The sequence below is a fragment of the Deefgea tanakiae genome (assembly GCF_019665765.1).
Taxonomy (GTDB): Bacteria; Pseudomonadota; Gammaproteobacteria; order Burkholderiales; family Chitinibacteraceae; genus Deefgea; species Deefgea tanakiae.
In genome coordinates this window covers 2,508,398-2,526,731 of the sequence record NZ_CP081150.1, presented here as the reverse complement: position 1 = coordinate 2,526,731, position 18,334 = coordinate 2,508,398, and the positions used below count along the sequence as shown (strand labels likewise).

The following is an 18,334-nucleotide window of genomic DNA, read 5'->3' as shown; positions in this document are numbered from 1 at the left end:
GTTAGCTAAAGCGATCAAACTAAGACCCATAGCTTCACTGATCATTTTATGCTGACGTTCTGTGGAATGAATCCTACCCAGGTACTAAGGTAAAACCCTATGTCGAGTGAGGTGGCTATCGCTAATATGGCAGCACAGCATTGTGTGATTTCGAACAGTAGCGAGTTTCAGTTTCGCTGGACGACTTTGCTTGCCGTGCAGGGCCCCGTTTTGTCTTATCAAGATGGGAATGAATTAATCCGTCTAATGACTGAACCTCCGCTATCTTGCGTCTTAGACATGCGGGCATTCTCGGCCCAGTTAATGCCGCATGCTTTAATGGGGTTGGCGAAGGTGACGCCACTCTTGCTGGAGTTTGAGCGATTAACGGTTGATGAAGAATTGGCGTGGCTGGCAGTGGGGGTACGGGCGTGTTGTACACCGGATTTATCGCTCGAACGCTTAGCCGTGATTGTTGACGTCACACATCGGGGTGGAATTTGGGTCTCGAATGCGGCTTTACCTTTTTTGCTGAAAGGGTTGCAGCATTACACCGCGCATCATTCTGCTATGGCAGCCTCGCCAAACTTAACGCAGCTCACGCCGCAAGAGCGCAAGATTGCCGATCTAGTGGGGCGTGGTGATTCAAATAAGCTGATCGCGCGGGAGTTAAATATCTCAGATCGTACGGTGAAAACGCATTTAGGGGCTATTTTTTCGAAGCTGCAGGTTGCTGATCGTATTCACTTGGCGCTATTACTGAATCAGCAAAAATAACGGCCGGGTATTTGCTTTGAGGCTATTTTTATTCAGACTTCTGTTTGTATACGTCTAGCTTTATTTTGTAGGTTTTGTTTCTGTGCCGCTAAGATAACAAAACTATGATTTTTCCTTGTTGTTTAGTGGATTGAAATGCATACCGATGTATATCCGCTTTGCTAGGGGCGTCTTCGTGAGAGGTACTGCTCATTTTTCCGCTAGAACATGTTGCCGACGTTTCATCTTTGGCCTCAGTGCACTGTTGTCTCTTGTTTTAGCATTACCGCAAAGTATTGGCGAAGACCCCTTCAAATTTAGCTCCGCAGCGCTTGAAAAAGCCGAAAGCAAGTACGGTGCTGATACGCGAAAACGCCTAGAAAGCTGGCAGGGTTTGCTCGCTAGCGACAAAAAAACCGATGATATGAGTAAGCTCAAATTGGTGAACGACTATTTCAATGAGCGGATTATGTTTGTATCTGATGCGCAAAATTGGGGCGTAGAAGATTATTGGGCGACTCCTGTTGAAATGCTGGTGAAGGGGCGAGGGGACTGTGAAGATTTTGCCATTGCCAAATATTTTTCTCTGCAAGCCTTGGGCGTATCTGAGAGCAAAATGCGGATTACTTATGTACAAGCCTCTGGGCATGGCCCAACCAATTTAGCGCATATGGTTTTAACGTATTACCCAACTCCTGCCGCTGTGCCATTGGTATTGGATAATTTAATTCCAGAAATCCGTCCCGCCGCGCAGCGTCCTGATTTAACACCGGTATATGGTTTTAATGGGCAGGGTTTGTGGCTGGCCAAAGATCGTAGTAGCGGCAATGCCGCACCGAGAAAAAATAATATTGGCTACTGGGATAAACTCATGTCGCGCCGTGGTCGCGAGCTGGATTAATGCCGTTTACGCGGCTTTAGGAGAACATGATGACACTGCTCAAACAGTTGATTCTGATGATTATCTTGCTGTTTACCTTGCTGTTTTGCGGCACGGTTTACCTTAGCGTACAAAATTCGCGTGCGTTTTTAACTGCGCAATTGACGACCATTTCACAAGACACCGCGACATCGCTCGGCATGCAATTGTCGCCCTTGATTATGGATAAAAATAATCAGGTCATCGTGCAAAGTATGCTTGATGCGGTGTTTGATAGTGGTTATTACCGAAAAATTCGGATTGTTGATGTGGAGGGAAAACTTGTCATCGAGCGCATTGCTCCACCGCATGTGAATCAAGTGCCAGATTGGTTTATTCGCTTATTTCATATTGAAACGCCAACAGGCGAAGCCTTGATGACCAGCGGTTGGCAACAAGCCGGAACAATCACGATTGCAGCCAATCCAGGGATCGCATATGCCTCGTTGTGGGAGAGTAGTTTGAATGCGCTGTATTGGTTTTTGGGCGCGTCTTTATTTACGTTTGCGATGGGTGTGGTCATTTTGCATTTTGTACTACGGCCACTCAAAGCAGTTGAGCAGCAAGCGATGGCTATTTGTAATCGGGAATATCCGGAGCAAAGCGAAATACCGTGGACGCTTGATTTACGCAGCGTGGTGCAGGCGATGAATCGCATGACGCAAAAAGTGAAAGAAATGTTCGCTGAGCAAGCCGCGAGTATTGAGCGTATGCGTGCCGAGGCGTATTTGGACACGCTGACGGGACTCGCGAATCGGCGCTATTTTGACATGCATGTGAAACAAGTCATCCAGGCCGATGAGCCATTAACACATGGCGCATTATTGTTTTTTGAAATTAGCCATTTGAAAGAAATTAATGACCAAAAAGGATTCAGAGTTGTTGATCGGCTTTTGATTGAAAGTGGCGCTTTAGTCAAAAAAATCGTTGCCGAAAGCGCGTGCGTTGATGCATTTGCGGCGCGGATCAGTGGTAATACCTTTGCAGCATTTTTTGCGGGCATTGAACAAGAAAATGCACACCATTTGGCGACTCAATTATCACATAGCATAGTCAGTCTACATGAACGCGGTATGACGCCATTTACAGACGTGGGGCATATCGGCGGCGCAATGTATCATGGCCAAAGCTTAAATAATTGGCTGTCTGAGGTTGATTTGGCCTTGCGCACGGCACAAAGCGAAGGCCCCAATATGCTGCATTTCTTTGCCGCGCAAGAGGCGAGTGGTATGGGGGCGTGGACTGCTTCTGATTGGAAGGGTATTTTGCTAGAGGCTCTAAATTCTCAACGTATTGAGTTGTATACCCAAGTTGTTAATACGGTTGAAAATCAATTGATTCATCGAGAAGTTTTCGTGCGGTTACGAGACGAATTGGGCGAGCAAATTCCTGCTGGGCTTTTTGTGCCAATGGCAAAACGACATGGATTAATACAAGATTTTGATCGAATTGTGATTCAACTGTGCATGCAGGAGTTAGCCAAAGATTCCACTTTGCGCTTGGCGATTAATTTATTCCCTGCGTCTATTTCGCAGCCCCAATTTGTGAGTTGGCTGATCGATCAGTTAAAAGAAAAACCAGCGTTAGCGAAACAAATTAGCTTTGAATTGCCAGAGCAAGAGGCGCTGGCGCAACTGGATGACTTACGTGCATTTATCTCTCAAGTCGGAGAGTTGGGTGTATTAGTTGGGCTTGATAATTTTGGCCGTGGTTTTGGTTCATTTACTTATCTGAGCACGCTGAAAGTACATTATTTGAAAGTGGATGGATCATTCAGCAAAGACATTGATCAACATAGAGAGAATCAGTTTTTCGTGGATGCCATCGTCAAAATTGCGCATGGTCTCGATTTGCAGGTTATCGCTAAATCGGTAGAAACTTCGGCTGAGCAAGCGATGTTAGGAACGTTGCGTGTCGATGGTGCGCAGGGCTTTGGGATTGGTGGTACTGAATTGTGGCAAAAGGCCCGCAGTTTATGATGATTAACATCTAGTTTTAAAACCTGCGCATGCGGTGCTTTTGATGAAATACCCCGCATCTTGCGGGGTATTTCTTTAAAGGATAATCACCGGTTGATTACACAATTCATTCGGGTTGGCTTGAACGATTTCGAGTGGAAAGTGTTCTTGTAGCAACTGCCCGAGTTGGCTAATTGTTGTGCTCAAACCGATTTCAATCTCATTTTGCCCCAGATGGATTTGAAGTTGGGCGCAGATCGCGTCCCATTGCGCCTGCGGAACTTTGCTGGCGATGCCACGGTCCGCTACAAGCTCGAGTTGGTTTTCTGCGAGTAACAAGTAGAGCAAAATGCCGGTATTGCCTTCGGTATCCCAGACGCGCAGTTGGCTAAACCAATCTATGGCACGGGCGCGGGGCGTGGTGTTTTGCCAGATCAGTGCACTGGGCAGGCTGGATTCAACGACTAAACGAATTTCGCCACGATGGCCTTGTTCGGCACTCGCTATCGAACCGCTCAGCTTATCGACGAGCGCAGGATTAAATTGGGCGCGATAGGGGTTGGGCTTCAGATGCAGCCATAAGCGTTTCATTTTTTGCATGTTTACCATCCTCCCGATGCGCCGCCACCACCAAAACCACCGCCTCCGCCGCTAAATCCACCGCCGCCTCCGAAGCCACCGCCGCCATTAAATCCGCCACCACTTCGTCCGCCTGAGGCTGAATGACGTAGTACTAGGCCGAGTAATTCGATAAATAATCGGCTAGAGATAATACTCAGTACGATGGCCATCCCCATGCCAAGTAGCAGCGCCATGATGATGGGAGTGCCTGTTGCGATCGCGGCGTAGCCGCTGACTGCGGCGACACCACCGCGCCCGATCCAGCGACCGCCAATCTGGCTGAGAATAAATCCTGCAAAGAGTATCCCCACCAGCATCATCGGTTGCAAGCCAAAAATCGTTCTAAATTGCGATGAGCTGTTATTTGCCATTGGCGCGGGCAGTGGCTCGCCTTGAATGACTTTACTAATTCGATCAACACCAGCTTGAATGCCCGCTGCGTAATCGTTTCTTCTGAATTCAGGCGTGATGTATTCACGAATGATTCGGCTACTGATCACATCGGGCAATGCGCCTTCCAAGCCTCGCCCAACCTCAATCCGAACTTTTTTATCGTCTTTGGCGATCAGCAGCAACACGCCATCATCGATGCCTTTGCGGCCCAATTTCCACTCATCCGTTACCCGAATACTGTATTGCTCAATCGTATCATCGCCCGTCGTTGGCACCATCAAAATGGCGATTTGACTGCCCTTGGCTTGCTCTAAGCTTGATAGCTGCTGAGTGAGCGTGGCAATCTGCTCCGCATTAAGCGTTTGAGTTAAATCAGTGACTCGAGAGTCTAGCCTGGGTATTGCCATATGTGTAGCAAATATTATGCTGCTGATGAATATACCCATTAGAGTGAACAGTAGGGCGCAAAGGCGCGGCATTATTTTTTCTCGCTATTAAAGTCAACGCTTGGCGCGACTGAAATGGCTTTTTCATTTTCAACGCTGAAATTTGGTTTTAACTCAAGGCCAAACATTTTGGCGGTGAGATTGGTCGGGAATGAGCGCGCGGTGGTGTTGAATGTTTTGACGTCCTGGATGTAACGATTACGGGCGACGGCGATTCGATTTTCAGTGCCTTCCAATTGTGCCGATAGATCGCGGAAGTTTTCATTGGCTTTGAGGTCGGGATATTTTTCCGCCACCACCATCAAACGCGACAAGGCCGAGGTCATGCCGGATTGGGCTTCTTGGAAGTTTTTGAGCGCGACAGGGTCGTTGGCCAACTCGGGGGTGATTTGCATGCTGCCGACTTTCGCGCGCGCTTCGGTCACGCCCAGTAGCACTTCTTTTTCGTGCGCGGCATAGCCTTTCACTACATTCACTAGATTTGGCACCAAGTCGGCACGGCGTTGGTATTGATTGAGTACTTCAGACCAAGCGGCCGCGACGGTTTCATCTTGGGCTTGCAGCGCGTTGTAGCCGCAGCCGCTTAATGTAGAGGCAAGTAAAGCAGTGATGATGAGGCGTTTCATAGTGGCGATCTCGCGTGAGTTTAAGTGAGTAAGTCTACTGCGATTTTAATGACAACTTTTTTAATCTGCATTGGCTCGTTCAGCGCACGACATGGCTTATGAAGTTCGCCAGGGAAGAAAATAGCAAACATGCCAGGAGTCAGTACCAAACGTGTTTCATTGGCTTGTGGGTGTACAAAGGCAATATCTCGCTCGGAAAGCTGATCGGTGACTAATTCTAAATGGGGATTGGCGGGCAAAAAGCCAATGACTTCTTCGCCTTCGAGCAAATATTGAATATCGATGTAGCGCTGATGAAACTCAGGCATGCCCGTTTCCCATGGCTGAGTGAGCGGGGTTTGGACAATGGCAATCATCTTGTCGCCATCGATTGCGTAGCGACCGGGCGCCATCTCGCTAAAGTCGGTATGGCGCAAATAGGCCAATGCGGCATTGAGTGCCGCAGGTAAGGGACGTGAAGGCTGATTGATGTGGCTGAGAAACATAATGTGAATGGTGGGGTAGTGGAAAGCAAAAGCAATATTACAGCATTGTAATTATGTCGCTTGAACTGTTTGAGCAAGAACTTGATGATTCGCTTATTGATGACAGGAAAATTTAGATGAAATTTAAAATACTTTGCGCGATTGCATTGATTTCAACTACAGCCTTTGCCGCCGATCCTGCTATCCCTGAGCAAATGATGCGTGGCCGTAGCTCGCAATATCAAGACGGTTTTCGGGATGGCTTTCGTGAGGCCGTGCGAATGATGAATGGTGGAGGGGGCGGGAATAATCAGTGGAGTCGTGATATTCGAATTGTGCGCGCCAAATATGGATCTAATTACGGATCTTGTGATTTCACCCAACGACTAGGGCGCTTAGCAGATGGAAAGAGCTCATATTCATTCAAAGCCGGTAACCAATGGTGCGGCGACCCTTCGAATGGTCATAAAAAGGCTGCGACGATTGAATACTACTGTGGCAACAGTTTAAAACGCGCTTATGTGCGAGAAAATCAGGTGGAATATTTGCGCTGTCGCTAGATTTTGATTTTATCTTTGGTAACGCAGGGGACTGCAGTATTGCATTGCTCGCCATTTGAAATGGTCTATTAAAAAGGCCACTCATCTGAGTGGCCTTTTGACTGCAAACTTGCGTTTATTTTAGCTTATCGACTTGCACATTCAAGCTATGCAGCTTGTCGTGGAGTTCAATCACTTGCGCTTGATCTTTGGCGACCAAATGTGCAGGTGCTTTGTCGGTATAACCTGGTTTTTCTAGCTTGGCGACGAGTTTTTCGAGCGCTTCTGCCGTTTTGCCGATCTCTTTATTCAAGCGCGCTGTTTCGGCGGCTTTATCGATTTCTACTTTCAACATTACCCGGATGGTGCCTGCTACGGCAACCGGCGCATCACCTTCTGGCAATGCAGCAACGATATTCACTTCCGACAATTTAGCCAACGGCATTAAATACTTGGCGTATTTTTGCAGCTCTGGCCCGCCTTCAACAAACATCGGTACTTTCAGCGCTGGGCTCAAGCCCATTTCGCCGCGCAAATTACGCGCTGCAAAGGCAATGGCTTTCAGTTCAGTAATCGCCGCTACCGCTTCCGGTTTGATTTTGCTTGCATCAGCAACTGGCCACGCCGCCATCATCAGTGACTCGGTATCTTTCTTGCCTGCCAGTGGTGCGACGGTTTGCCAGATTTCTTCCGAAATAAACGGCATGATCGGGTGAATCAAGCGCAGGATGGTTTCTAACACGCGAATCAAAGTACGGCGCGCCGCACGTTGTTGTGGCTCGGTACCGTGTTGGGTTTGCACTTTCGCCAACTCGATATACCAATCGCAATATTCATTCCACGTGAACTCGTAGATTGCTTGCGCCGCTAAGTCGAAGCGGAAGGTATCGAGCGCAGTGGTAATGGTGGTTTCAGTCTCTTGCAGGCGAGAGATAATCCATTCATCTGCAAAGCTGTATTCCAACTCTGCACCGTCCTCTAAACCACAATCTTTGTCGACGACATTCATCATCACAAAGCGGGTTGCATTCCAGATTTTATTGCAGAAATTGCGATAACCATCGCAGCGTTTCTGGTCAAAATTGATCGAACGACCGAGCGATGCGAGTGACGCAAACGTGAAGCGAAGTGCATCCACACCATACGCTGGAATCCCTTCTGGGAATTCTTTGGCGGTTTTAGCGGCGACTTTCGGTGCGTTCTCTGGGCGACGTAATCCGGTCGTGCGCTTTTCTAGCAAGGGCTCTAGAGCAATACCATCGATCAAATCAACGGGATCGAGCACATTGCCTTCGGATTTGGACATTTTCTGTCCTTCCGCATCACGCACCAAACCATGGATGTACACGTGTTTAAACGGTACTTTGCCAGTGAAATGTTTGGTCATCATAATCATCCGGGCGACCCAGAAGAAAATAATGTCGTAGCCCGTCACCAGTACTGCCGATGGCAAGAATGCTTTCAAATCCGGTGTTTCATTCGGCCAGCCGTGGCTAGAGAATGGCACCAGAGCCGATGAGAACCACGTATCGAGTACGTCGTTATCGCGCGTCACTGACTTGCCGCCGGCTTTGGCAACGGCTTCCGCTTCAGTGCGGGCGACATACACTTGGCCGTCTTCATCGTACCAAGCTGGGATTTGATGACCCCACCACAATTGGCGAGAAATACACCAATCTTGGATGTTATTGAGCCATGAATTGTAGGTGTTCACCCAATCATTCGGCACGAATTGCACTTCGCCGCTGTGTACGGCTTCAAGGGCTTTTTCGGTGATGCTTTGGCCCGTTTCATCGGCCTTGCTCATCGCCATAAACCATTGGTCGGTCAGCAAGGGCTCGATCACGGTACCAGTACGATCGCCACGTGGCACCATCAGTTTGTGCGGTTTAGTGTCGAGTAACAGACCTTGCGCTTCCAAATCAGCGAGCATCGCTTTACGTGCTTCTGATGTGGTCATGCCCGCATACGCTGCTGGCAATTCAACGCTGCCGAGGCTGGCGCCGTCAAAGCTGAAGACTTGCGCTTTCGCGAGGATGGTCGCTTGCAGGCTCATCACATTGATCAGTTGCGTGTTGTGGCGTTTGCCGACTTGATAGTCGTTAAAATCATGCGCTGGGGTGATTTTGACAAAACCAGTACCGAAAGCTTTATCAACATATTCGTCAGCAATCACTGGGATTTGGCGGCCAGTGAGCGGCAGCTCAACCATTTTACCGAGCAAATGTGTAAAGCGCTCGTCGTCCGGCGCAATCGCCACGGCCACGTCACCGAGTAAGGTTTCAGGACGAGTTGTCGCTACGGTGATGAATTCATCACTGCCCACAACTGGATATTTGATATGCCACATATGGCCGTTTTCTTCTTCGGAAATCACTTCCAAATCAGAAACGGCGGTGCCGAGTTTGGCGTCCCAGTTCGATAGGCGTTTACCGCGGTAAATCAAGCCTTCTTCAAACAGGCGCACAAACGCTTCGACGACGGCGGTCGACATTTTGTCGTCCATCGTAAAGTACTCGCGGCCCCAGTCCACCGATGAACCCATGCGGCGCATCTGGCTGGTGATGGTGTCACCGGATTCTTTTTTCCATTCCCACACTTTTTCGAGGAAAGCCGGACGGCCCAATTCGTGGCGCGAAATGCCTTGCGCATCAAGCTGGCGTTCTACAACGATTTGCGTCGCGATACCAGCGTGGTCAGTACCAGGCAGCCACAGCGTATTGTCGCCGCGCATGCGGTGGTAACGCGTGAGGCCATCCATGATGGTCTGATTAAACGCGTGGCCCATATGTAGCGTGCCGGTGACGTTGGGCGGTGGCAATTGGATACAAAATGCCTCGCGAGCAAGGTCCATGCTCGGTTGGAAGTAGCCTTGGCTTTCCCAAAACGGGTACCAATGCGATTCAATATTCTGTGGCTCGAAGCTCTTGGCGAGTTCCATGGTGCGTGCTCAGTTAAAGCGAAACCACAGATTATAAAGCTTGCTTGATAGGAATGGGGAATCACCGCAAAAAAACGCAGAGGCTTTCTAGATTTTATCTAGAGCTCATCGTCTAATCGGATTTAAATACAGCACTGAATCGGGAGTTAATTAGAGGGAAAACGCCCCTTCATGTTGCGATAAGGGGCTTTGTAGTGGGGCTTTGAAGCAGAGATCGTTACTGCCTATTGCTCAATGCCGTACTCAAATAGGTCGTAGGCCATTTGTTGTTCATGTAATTTTTGCGCGCGAATTTTTGAATGGCCTTCAGCTGTGATAATGGCGTATTCATATTGGGGGGTATATACGGTCTTACTGGCAATAATCCGCGTGGTTTGTTGGCGTGAGTTTATTGCTGGAAGTAATAGCGCGGGTTGGTAGGTCATTTTATCGCAGCCAATTGCAGGGCGAATCATCGCGACATCCGCTGCGCCGGCCAAAATTTCAACCCCCATTTTGACTTCGCCCTGAGCGTCTTGCTCTATCCAGCGAACTGAAGCAATCAGCCAATGATTTTGGCCTTGATTACGTAGCGCAATGATTTCACCCGCTCGAGCATATTCATGCGGAATATCCTGCGCCGCCAATGCATAGCCGCAAGGACTCTCATCCGTAATATTCCAGCTAGAGGTAATGGTCTCGAAATTAAGCGGGAGCGAATCGTCTAGCTCTGATTGTGGTAATAAGCTGTGTCCTTGATTTAAATTTAAGCAAATAGCCCGCAGACCAAAACAGATCTCAGCTTGGCTGCTCGTATTGAGCCGATTAAAACTTCGCTTACTGCCATTATCCCAATGTTGCTTACTTCGTTTTAGGGTTTCTAACCAGCGTTGATGATTGGTGCGTTCACTCGCTTTCGGTGTCTGACCTGATACGGAGTCATACGCACGATCAAGCGCTTGAATTAATTTCGCGGTTTCCAGCAAGATTGCAGCGCCAGAGAATTGGTTGAGGCTTTGTGATCCAAAAAAATGTGGTGCGATGTCTTCATCAATACAGACCAAAAACACATCGGTTTCATGATTGAGTTCAGAGATTGATTTAAGCTCGGCATGACCAGCGAATTGCAGTGTAATTTCAAAAAGATGTTGTAATTCGCGCGGGCTAAACCGCTTTGGATTACAGATAGGAAGTAGCAGTAAATATTTATACAGATCGAGTGCTGATTTTTTGCTTTCTGCATTAATTTCATTCAGAAAATTGTTCTCACTGGCAAAGCGAAATAGTTTGTGACTATCGAGCCAAAAAAAATCGGGTAGTGGTAAATAGGCTAAACAGGATAGATTTTGAATGAGTCGATGGGTATTTAGAATTTGCTGTGTCAGGGTAGGCAACTGCTTGTTTTTACCAAAGAAATAGCGTTTGTTTTGACGTCCCTGTAGTACCAATTTATACGCGAAACTCAGCTCAAGACAGAGGTCGCGAACTAGGTGAACATTTTGCAAATCTTGCGCTTTGTAAGGTATCGCGTTGAGTTGGTTCGTGGCGAGATACGCATTATGGAGTAGCGTGAATTCAACTTGATAGGCTTCAAGTAAATCACTGCGCTCGTCTGGATCAAGACTCGCTCTATTGAAGGCATAAAGTGCGTCGTGTAATTGCTGAATAGAACCGATTACATCCGCTGCAGGCAACTGCGCGAGCCAAAGCTTGAGCTGCTTTAGATTGAGCTTTAATGGTGTTTTAAATTGCGCTTGTGGTGCAGGGAGATAAAGTTGCAAGGGATTCATTTTGATCCAGCCTATGATGGGGCGCTATTTTTAATTGGTATTGTTGTTGGCTGGATGTTAATGCCATTGTGGTCGTTATTGTGCCATAGCTAGGCTGCAGCTCAAACTATAATTGAGATTGATTTTTGTTTGTAAGTACGGGTTTGTTAAAAAAAAGCGCCAAGTCTGAACTTGGCGCTTTGATCTATTTCAGTAGACCTTTGCTAATCAATTCTTGCTCGACTAACTCTGTTATTCGGGGTGCGAGCTTGGCTTCGAGTTCTTGGCTGATGTCGCTCGTGAGTTCACGCAGCGTATCGCCATAAAATTGTGCCATCAGTTTGGAGAAGTGTTGCCGCGCCAATTGCTCGACTTCACTGGCAATATCTACCGCAAGCTGCGCGCCGACGACGGCGGTGAGTTCTGCCACGGCATCGTTATTGAGGTATTGCGGTTCACTCGCCGCACTGATGCTAATGGCTTCAGGGCTTGGGCTAGTTGAAATTTCTATAGGTATTGGATTGTGGACTTTATCTGCTAATGTCGCTGACTCAATACCTGCCTCAGCCGTATCTTCGTTGAGTGTGATTTCAAAGCGCGGCTCAATGTCGATACTACTAAGACTCAGGTCGCTTGCTGGATTGATATCATCTTCCCAATACAAACTGCTTGAAGCAGTCGATGTGATGATTGGGCTTGCCGTCATCACTTCAGGCGTGAAAACTGTGCCGGCTTCGGCTTCGGCTTCGGCTTCGGCTTCGGCTTCGGCTTCGGCTTCGGCTTCGGCTTCGGCTTCGGCTTCGGCTTCGGCTTCGGCGATGGTATTGATATCGAGTTGATCGATGACTTCGCTGGCACTTGCGATAGGCTCTTCGACTAAATCAATGTTTAAGTCAAAATCAGCCAAATCGCTTGGCGTACTTGCTTCCTCTACATGGCTCAATACGGGAGCTTCAAAATGCGCAGTCTCTTCGCGATCAATGTCGCTCGCAGCATGATTAAACTCATCAATAGTCAGTTCTTTGCTTGTGATTGAATCATCAAGTTCTGCGGCAAAGACGTTGGCAAAATCAATCACTAAATCATCGGCAACAAATTCAAGCGTCGGTTCAGTTGGTATTGGCGCGGGTTTTGCGCTCCGGATGACAGGGGGCGTGTTGATTGCGTCTAAATCAAGTAATGGTAAATCTAAGAAAACGGGTGTTTCGGCAATCGGCGTGCTCGCTGTAGGGCGTGGCGTTTCTGCAAAGCGGGGTATGTCTGCAATAGGGTTTGCAGATTTAGCCTCTACGGCAATACTTGGCTTATCGCCGGCTGATTGTGATTTGTTGGTGGATGTGGGTTCAAACATCAAACTTGGAATCGCCAGCTCGTTTTCACTGGCGAGTTTCTCAGCTAATTTTTGCCGCGCTTTGGCTGATTGTGCTTCGGCTAGACTGCGCTCGATGTTTTCAATTTTTTGGATCAATTCTTCATTGATCACATCAGTCAGAATCGGAATGTCAAAGGCTTCGGGCGCAATGTCGGTCAGGATAGGGATATCCTCAAACTGCGGGCCCGCAGGGCTGCGATGGCGCGCCATCAGCGCATCCATTTTGTTAAACAGTGGATTTACCGAGTCGTCATTCGGTATTTGTTTCTGATCGGCCACGGTTGAGTAGCTCCTGCATATCGGTCGCACTCGGGGTATACCCTTGTGCTTTATAGGCTGCCCAGCGTTGGCGGGCAGCCGCTTTTAAGTCTTCGTCGGTATCGACGATTTCAATTAATCGACTGTAATCGCTAAATCGAGGCGCGATACGGTCAGTCCAGTTAAAGAGTATATCGCGTGGCGTGATGATTTCGACGCGATGATCAATAATGATTGGGGTTTCTGATGCAAACGATGCATCGGCTTGGCAGTGCGGCAAAAAACCAGCGGGTGGCATTTCCCACAGCAGGCTATCGAGTGCCTTGGTCGCCGCTTCTGAACCCGTGAGGATAATCATGCGTTTACCTTGCATCAGCGCCTTGCCAACCAGTTGGCAGAGCGCGGATTCGCGGTTGTTCACATTAAAGTAGAAAGAGATTTCAGTCATGAGTCGCAAGGTAAGAGTCTGATATTGCGTAGAGTGGGGTATTTATCTCTACGCAATATTTTGCATGGCTTAGCCTTGAATACCTCTTAGGTATTCAACGAGTAATGGCACCGGACGGCCCGTTGCGCCTTTGGCTGCGCTCGATTTCCACGCAGTGCCAGCAATGTCTAGATGCGCCCATTTATATTTCTTGGTAAAGCGCGACAGGAAAGCTGCGGCGGTGATAGAACCCGCTGGGCGACCGCCAATATTGGCCATATCGGCGAAGTTGGATTTGAGTTGTTCTTGGTATTCTTCAAACAAAGGCATTTGCCATGCTTTGTCATCCGTCTGGCGCGAGGCTTTGAGTAAATCGGCGGCGAGATCGTCGTCATTGGCAAATAGGCCGCTGGTGGTGTGGCCGAGTGCAATAATGCACGCACCAGTCAATGTGGCAATGTCGATGACGGCTGCAGGCTCAAAACGCTCTACATAGGTCAGCGCATCGCACAAAATGAGGCGACCTTCAGCATCGGTATTGAGAATTTCAATCGTTTTACCGCTCATGCTGGTGACGATGTCGCCCGGTTTGACTGCGTTGCCGTTCGGCATATTTTCGCAGGCTGGAATCACGCCAACCAAATTGATTTTCAGATCAAGTTCAGCAATTGCGCGGAAGACACCCAATACCGTGGCTGCGCCGCACATATCGTATTTCATCTCGTCCATGCCTTCGCCTGGTTTTAATGAAATGCCGCCTGAGTCAAAAGTGATGCCTTTGCCGACCAGCACCGTTGGCGCAGTTTTTTTATCGGCGTTGCGATATTCCATCACGATGAATTTCGGTGGAATGATAGAACCTTTGGCGACCGACAAGAACGAGCCCATTTTTAAGGTTTCGAGTTCTTCTTGCTCTAAAATATGGCAAGAAAAATCGTAAGTGTGCGCGAGGTGTTGGGCGGTGGCAGCAAGGTAGTTGGGCGTGCAGACATTTGGCGGCAGATTGCCTAAGTCGCGGGTGAGGTTCATGCCGTGGCCGACGCCAAGTCCATATACTAAGCCCGCTTCGACGTCGGCGATATCTGATTTTTTCGGCGCCAATAGGCTAACGAGTTCTAGTTTGATGGCGGGGGCTGGCTCTGATTTGAATTGCTCAAAACGATAGGATTCGAGCATCAAAGCTTGGACGAGTTCTTGCGCCAATGTTTCGTTATCTTGTTTTTTGTATTGGGCAAGCGACAAGGCAATGCAAACCGACACGCTATTGCTGGCAATCAGCACTTTGGCAAGATTAGTCGCGGCCGTGCGCAATTCTTTGGCGTTTGGCTCTTTACCGAGCTGGACTAAAATAACGCGTTTGAAGTCTAAACTCGCAGGTAGACCCAGTGTCAGTGTGCTGCCCGCTTTGGCGGCGAGTTCGCCGTCTTTAATTGCCGTACTAAACAAGTGCCCACATGTAATATCTAAATCTTTGGCAAAGGCAGGTAATTTTTCGCCAAGTACCGGTAAAACGACACAATCTGCATGCTCGGGTGCAGGGGAAACTATGGTAAATTCCATGAAAGGCTCCTTGTTGGGGCTGGCAATGCTAAACATTGGAGCAAAATTGCTCTGGTGGGCTGATTATTCACTGACCCTCGGGCCAAGTCAAAAGACAGATATAAATATTCCATGTTGTTTCGAAAAACATTAATTCATGAAATGACTTGGGTAGCCTTTGGGCTATTCGTCGTTTTATTGGTCATTGTGATGACCTCGCAGATCGTACGTCTCTTGGGTGAGGCGGCGGTTGGTACATTGGCGTCATCGGCCGTGTGGGCTGTGATGGGCTTTGCTGCGGTAAGGTACTTTCCAATTTTATTTTCACTGATGTTGTTTATTTCTATTTTGTCGGTGCTAACTCGATTGTGGAAAGACCATGAGATGGTGGTTTGGTTCGCCGCCGGCCGTTCTATCCGCAGCTTTATTCCTCCCGTATTACAAATGGGCGTGCCGGTGGTGCTCTTGATTGCTGCGCTGTCTTTGTTTGTTTCGCCGTGGGCGCAACTCAAAGGGCGTGAATATCGCGCTGCGAGTTTGAAAAATGAAGAAGTATCTCAGGTTTCTCCTGGGATTTTTCGTGAGTCGCGCGGCGCTGATCGGGTCTACTTTATCGAAAATTTCTCGGGCGAAGGCGGGCAGGGCGAAAATGTGTTTGTACAAATTCGTCAGGACGGCAAGATTTCCACCGTGCTGGCCAATCGGGGCGGCATGTATGTGGATGATATGGGCGATCGCTGGATGTGGCTTAAAGACGCGACCGCCTATCAAGCACTCGCAGGTTCACCTCAATACGATATCTTGACTTTTAAAGAAGGCAGAGTCCGGGTAGAAAACCCCGAGCAAGCGGTGATTAATCCGGGTACCGAATCAATGCGCAGTAAAGATTTGTGGCGCAGCGATGTACCACAGCATCAGGCCGAACTCGCTTGGCGAATTGCTTTGCCGATTCAAGCTTTTTTGCTGATGCTAGCTGCGATTCCGCTGGCGTTTACTAATCCACGGGGTGGTAAGGGCTATCACATGGTGATTGCAGCCTTATTGGCCTTTAGCTATTACAACGGGATTAATGTGATGCAGGCGTGGTTGGCGGTCGGCAAGATTCCACCTGCTGTTGGAATGTGGCCTTTGCATGGGGCGGTGGCGCTGTTGACCATGGGTCTATTCTGGTGGCGTAGCAGAGTGCGAGGCTAATGAAATGAATCGTTTAGGTCGCTACGTATTTAAGTCAGTATTTGGCTATGTGCTGATTACCTTGCTGGTGCTCACTAGTGTGTTCTTATTTTTTGACATGATTGCGGAACTGCGCGATGTGGGTAAAGAAGGCTACACGCTGAAAAATGCACTGGTGTACGTTGCATTAACATTGCCAAGCCGTTTGTATCAATTATTGCCGGTGGCGGTGTTGATTGGCAGTATTTTTTCTTTGTCGGGCATGGCTGATACTTCGCAAATTACCGTCATGCGCACTGCTGGCGTATCGATCTTACGCCTTAGTGGCTGGATGCTGATTTGTGGAGTTTCTTATGCCGTCCTTACCTTTTTAATTGGCGAGTTTGTCGCGCCGATGGGCAGCGAAGCGGCAAAACGCTATCAGGTTGAAGCCAAACAATCAGTGTTGTTGAGCAAATTTCGCTCGGGGGTTTGGATCAAAGACGGCGCTAGTATCATGAACGTCTCCGTGATGAATCCCGATATGAGCCTTGAAGGGATTCGCGTCTATGCTTTGGCGGATGGTGCCAAACTATCGCATATTTTCGACGCGCAACGCGCCACTTTCGAAAGTGACAAGCACTGGCACTTAACAGGTGTCAAACGCACCGATTTTTATGACGACAAAGTGACTGTGACGAGCCTGCCGAAATATATTTGGCAGAGTGAAGTCAACCCCGATATGTTGGCCGTGCTGATGGTCAAACCGCAGGAAATGTCAGTCGATGCACTGCGTAGTTACATTGGACATTTGGAAACCAATAAGCAAAGCACCTTGCGTTATGAGCTGGCATTCTGGGCCAAGCTTTTTTATCCATTGGCTTGTATCTCAATGATGCTGATTGCGTTGCCGTTCGCATTAGCGCAACGTAGGGCGGGTAATGTTGGGGTGAAAATATTTTTGGGGATTTTGCTCGGCGTGACATTTAATTTTGCCAGTCAGCTCGTCACGTATGTGGGTGAGTTGTATGCGCTGCCGCCGATGCTAGCTGCAGGGACACCAAGTTTAGTGCTGATGAGTTTGGCGGTCTTTTTCTTATGGCGGCAAGAGCGCGGCGGGTGATGGGCAAGCCTTTCGTAATATTGATTTGTAATGGGAATTTGTGATGTATATCTTGCTAACCGGTGGTGCTGGCTACATTGGCTCGCATACCTATATTGAACTCCTTAAGGCTGGCTTTAAGCCGGTGATTTTGGATAACTTTAATAATGCCAAACCCGAAGTTCTGAATCGCCTCAAAACCATTACTGGGCAAGAGATCGAATGGGTGAAAGCCGATGTGCGTGATCGTGCTGCGCTCGACGCGGTATTTGCTAAGTGGCAATTTAGTGCCGTGGTGCATTTTGCGGGTTGGAAAGCGGTCGGTGAATCGGTCGCCAAACCACTTGAGTATTACGACAATAATGTCGTGGGAACATTACGTTTGCTCGACGCAATGAAAGCGGCGAATGTCAAAAATCTAGTCTTTTCATCCAGCGCCACTGTGTACGGTGACCCGCATGCGGTGCCGATTTTAGAAGACTTTCCGCTATCAGCGACCAATCCGTATGGCCGCAGCAAACTGATGGTCGAAGATATTTTACGTGATTTACGCGTGGCTGAGCCGGAATGGAATATTGCGTTGCTCCGTTATTTCAATCCCGTTGGCGCGCATGAGTCCGGTTTGATTGGCGAAGACCCGCAAGGGATTCCGAATAATCTCATGCCATTTGTATCGCAAACCGCCGTGGGCAAGCGTGCGCAATTGTCGGTGTTTGGCGGCGACTATGCCACGCCAGATGGTACCGGCGTGCGGGATTATATCCACGTCGTCGATTTGGCGATTGGTCATGTCAAAGCACTGCAAAAACTTGAAACTAGTCCTGGCAATGTGACCGTGAGCTTGGGAACTGGCGTTGGGTATTCGGTGTTGGATATGGTTAAAGCCTTTGAGCTAGCCAGCGGTAAGGCTGTTCCGTATCAAATCGTTGCCCGTCGGGCAGGCGATATCGCTGCGTGTTATGCCAACCCCGCCAAAGCCTTGGCCGAACTGGACTGGCGCGCCGAGAAGAATTTGCAAGATATGTGCAACGACAGTTGGCGCTGGCAAAGTCAAAATCCAAATGGCTATGGTGATGAAACTCAGTGATGAAGTT

General features: G+C 48.6%; 16 protein-coding genes. 7 read left to right on the top strand and 9 right to left on the bottom strand.

What is annotated here, in order from left to right; translation table 11 throughout:
* Positions 1-99: 99 nt before the first annotated feature.
* The 3 genes from K4H28_RS11735 (at position 100) to K4H28_RS11725 (ending at position 3,633) form a co-directional block, all read left to right on the top strand.
* Positions 100-756: a helix-turn-helix transcriptional regulator gene (locus K4H28_RS11735; RefSeq protein ID WP_221005372.1), complete on the top strand. Its 657-nt coding sequence runs from the start codon at positions 100-102 to the stop codon at positions 754-756.
* A gap of 244 nt (positions 757-1,000) precedes the next feature.
* Positions 1,001-1,636, top strand: coding sequence for a transglutaminase-like cysteine peptidase (locus tag K4H28_RS11730; RefSeq protein WP_255573513.1), 636 nt, complete (start codon positions 1,001-1,003; stop codon positions 1,634-1,636).
* A gap of 26 nt (positions 1,637-1,662) precedes the next feature.
* Positions 1,663-3,633 (top strand): EAL domain-containing protein, encoded by a 1,971-nt coding sequence (locus K4H28_RS11725; RefSeq protein WP_221005370.1) that lies wholly within the window; start codon positions 1,663-1,665, stop codon positions 3,631-3,633.
* A gap of 75 nt (positions 3,634-3,708) precedes the next feature.
* Here the strand turns inward: K4H28_RS11725 and K4H28_RS11720 are convergent, their stop codons facing one another.
* The 4 genes from K4H28_RS11720 to K4H28_RS11705 all read right to left on the bottom strand — a co-directional run bounded on the left by K4H28_RS11720 (position 3,709) and on the right by K4H28_RS11705 (position 6,183).
* Positions 3,709-4,212, bottom strand: a complete 504-nt coding sequence (locus tag K4H28_RS11720) for a TPM domain-containing protein (RefSeq protein ID WP_221005369.1) — start codon at positions 4,210-4,212, stop codon at positions 3,709-3,711.
* A 2-nt stretch (positions 4,213-4,214) separates the two neighbouring features.
* Positions 4,215-5,033 (bottom strand): TPM domain-containing protein, encoded by an 819-nt coding sequence (locus K4H28_RS11715; RefSeq protein WP_221005368.1) that lies wholly within the window; start codon positions 5,031-5,033, stop codon positions 4,215-4,217.
* A gap of 71 nt (positions 5,034-5,104) precedes the next feature.
* Complete coding sequence (locus tag K4H28_RS11710) at positions 5,105-5,698, bottom strand: LemA family protein (protein WP_221005367.1); 594 nt, start codon at positions 5,696-5,698, stop codon at positions 5,105-5,107.
* 20 nt (positions 5,699-5,718) lie between these two features.
* Complete coding sequence (locus tag K4H28_RS11705; protein WP_221005366.1) at positions 5,719-6,183, bottom strand: NanQ anomerase/TabA/YiaL family protein; 465 nt, start codon at positions 6,181-6,183, stop codon at positions 5,719-5,721.
* 116 nt (positions 6,184-6,299) lie between these two features.
* On the opposite strand from K4H28_RS11705, the gene K4H28_RS11700 reads away from it, so the two are divergent.
* On the top strand, positions 6,300-6,722 hold the full coding sequence (locus tag K4H28_RS11700; protein WP_221005365.1) for a hypothetical protein: 423 nt from the start codon (positions 6,300-6,302) through the stop codon (positions 6,720-6,722).
* Between the two features lie 115 nt (positions 6,723-6,837).
* On the opposite strand, the gene K4H28_RS11695 is transcribed toward K4H28_RS11700, so the two are convergent.
* The 5 genes from K4H28_RS11695 to K4H28_RS11675 form a co-directional block, all read right to left on the bottom strand.
* Entirely contained in the window at positions 6,838-9,642 is a 2,805-nt protein-coding gene (locus tag K4H28_RS11695) for a valine--tRNA ligase (protein WP_221005364.1), read from the bottom strand.
* A gap of 224 nt (positions 9,643-9,866) precedes the next feature.
* Entirely contained in the window at positions 9,867-11,411 is a 1,545-nt protein-coding gene (locus tag K4H28_RS11690; RefSeq protein ID WP_221005363.1) for a cyclic-di-GMP receptor FimW-related protein, read from the bottom strand.
* A 184-nt stretch (positions 11,412-11,595) separates the two neighbouring features.
* A complete protein-coding gene (locus tag K4H28_RS11685) occupies positions 11,596-13,041 on the bottom strand; it encodes a hypothetical protein (protein WP_221005362.1) in 1,446 nt (481 codons plus the stop codon).
* A complete protein-coding gene (locus tag K4H28_RS11680; RefSeq protein WP_221005361.1) occupies positions 13,013-13,468 on the bottom strand; it encodes a DNA polymerase III subunit chi in 456 nt (151 codons plus the stop codon). The genes K4H28_RS11685 and K4H28_RS11680 overlap by 29 nt, the downstream gene beginning before the upstream one ends.
* Positions 13,469-13,537: 69 nt before the next feature.
* Entirely contained in the window at positions 13,538-15,007 is a 1,470-nt protein-coding gene (locus tag K4H28_RS11675) for a leucyl aminopeptidase (RefSeq protein WP_221005360.1), read from the bottom strand.
* A gap of 111 nt (positions 15,008-15,118) precedes the next feature.
* On the opposite strand from K4H28_RS11675, the gene lptF reads away from it, so the two are divergent.
* The 3 genes from lptF to galE are packed head-to-tail and all read left to right on the top strand — an operon-like array spanning position 15,119 to position 18,327.
* Positions 15,119-16,180: an LPS export ABC transporter permease LptF gene (lptF, locus tag K4H28_RS11670; RefSeq protein WP_255573512.1), complete on the top strand. Its 1,062-nt coding sequence runs from the start codon at positions 15,119-15,121 to the stop codon at positions 16,178-16,180.
* A 4-nt stretch (positions 16,181-16,184) separates the two neighbouring features.
* Positions 16,185-17,261, top strand: a complete 1,077-nt coding sequence (gene lptG / locus K4H28_RS11665; RefSeq protein ID WP_221005358.1) for an LPS export ABC transporter permease LptG — start codon at positions 16,185-16,187, stop codon at positions 17,259-17,261.
* A gap of 43 nt (positions 17,262-17,304) precedes the next feature.
* On the top strand, positions 17,305-18,327 hold the full coding sequence (galE, locus tag K4H28_RS11660; RefSeq protein WP_221005357.1) for a UDP-glucose 4-epimerase GalE: 1,023 nt from the start codon (positions 17,305-17,307) through the stop codon (positions 18,325-18,327).
* Positions 18,328-18,334 lie beyond the last annotated feature (7 nt).

Coding starts and splice junctions, on each gene's coding strand:
- K4H28_RS11715 (WP_221005368.1), bottom strand. CDS start 5,033: ATGGCAATACCCAGGCTAGACTCTCGAGTCACTGATTTAACTCAAACG.
- K4H28_RS11690 (WP_221005363.1), bottom strand. CDS start 11,411: ATGAATCCCTTGCAACTTTATCTCCCTGCACCACAAGCGCAATTTAAA.
- K4H28_RS11695 (WP_221005364.1), bottom strand. CDS start 9,642: ATGGAACTCGCCAAGAGCTTCGAGCCACAGAATATTGAATCGCATTGG.
- K4H28_RS11700 (WP_221005365.1), top strand. CDS start 6,300: ATGAAATTTAAAATACTTTGCGCGATTGCATTGATTTCAACTACAGCC.
- lptG (WP_221005358.1), top strand. CDS start 16,185: ATGAATCGTTTAGGTCGCTACGTATTTAAGTCAGTATTTGGCTATGTG.
- K4H28_RS11735 (WP_221005372.1), top strand. CDS start 100: ATGTCGAGTGAGGTGGCTATCGCTAATATGGCAGCACAGCATTGTGTG.
- K4H28_RS11720 (WP_221005369.1), bottom strand. CDS start 4,212: ATGCAAAAAATGAAACGCTTATGGCTGCATCTGAAGCCCAACCCCTAT.
- K4H28_RS11680 (WP_221005361.1), bottom strand. CDS start 13,468: ATGACTGAAATCTCTTTCTACTTTAATGTGAACAACCGCGAATCCGCG.
- K4H28_RS11675 (WP_221005360.1), bottom strand. CDS start 15,007: ATGGAATTTACCATAGTTTCCCCTGCACCCGAGCATGCAGATTGTGTC.
- galE (WP_221005357.1), top strand. CDS start 17,305: ATGTATATCTTGCTAACCGGTGGTGCTGGCTACATTGGCTCGCATACC.
- lptF (WP_255573512.1), top strand. CDS start 15,119: ATGTTGTTTCGAAAAACATTAATTCATGAAATGACTTGGGTAGCCTTT.
- K4H28_RS11725 (WP_221005370.1), top strand. CDS start 1,663: ATGATGACACTGCTCAAACAGTTGATTCTGATGATTATCTTGCTGTTT.
- K4H28_RS11710 (WP_221005367.1), bottom strand. CDS start 5,698: ATGAAACGCCTCATCATCACTGCTTTACTTGCCTCTACATTAAGCGGC.
- K4H28_RS11705 (WP_221005366.1), bottom strand. CDS start 6,183: ATGTTTCTCAGCCACATCAATCAGCCTTCACGTCCCTTACCTGCGGCA.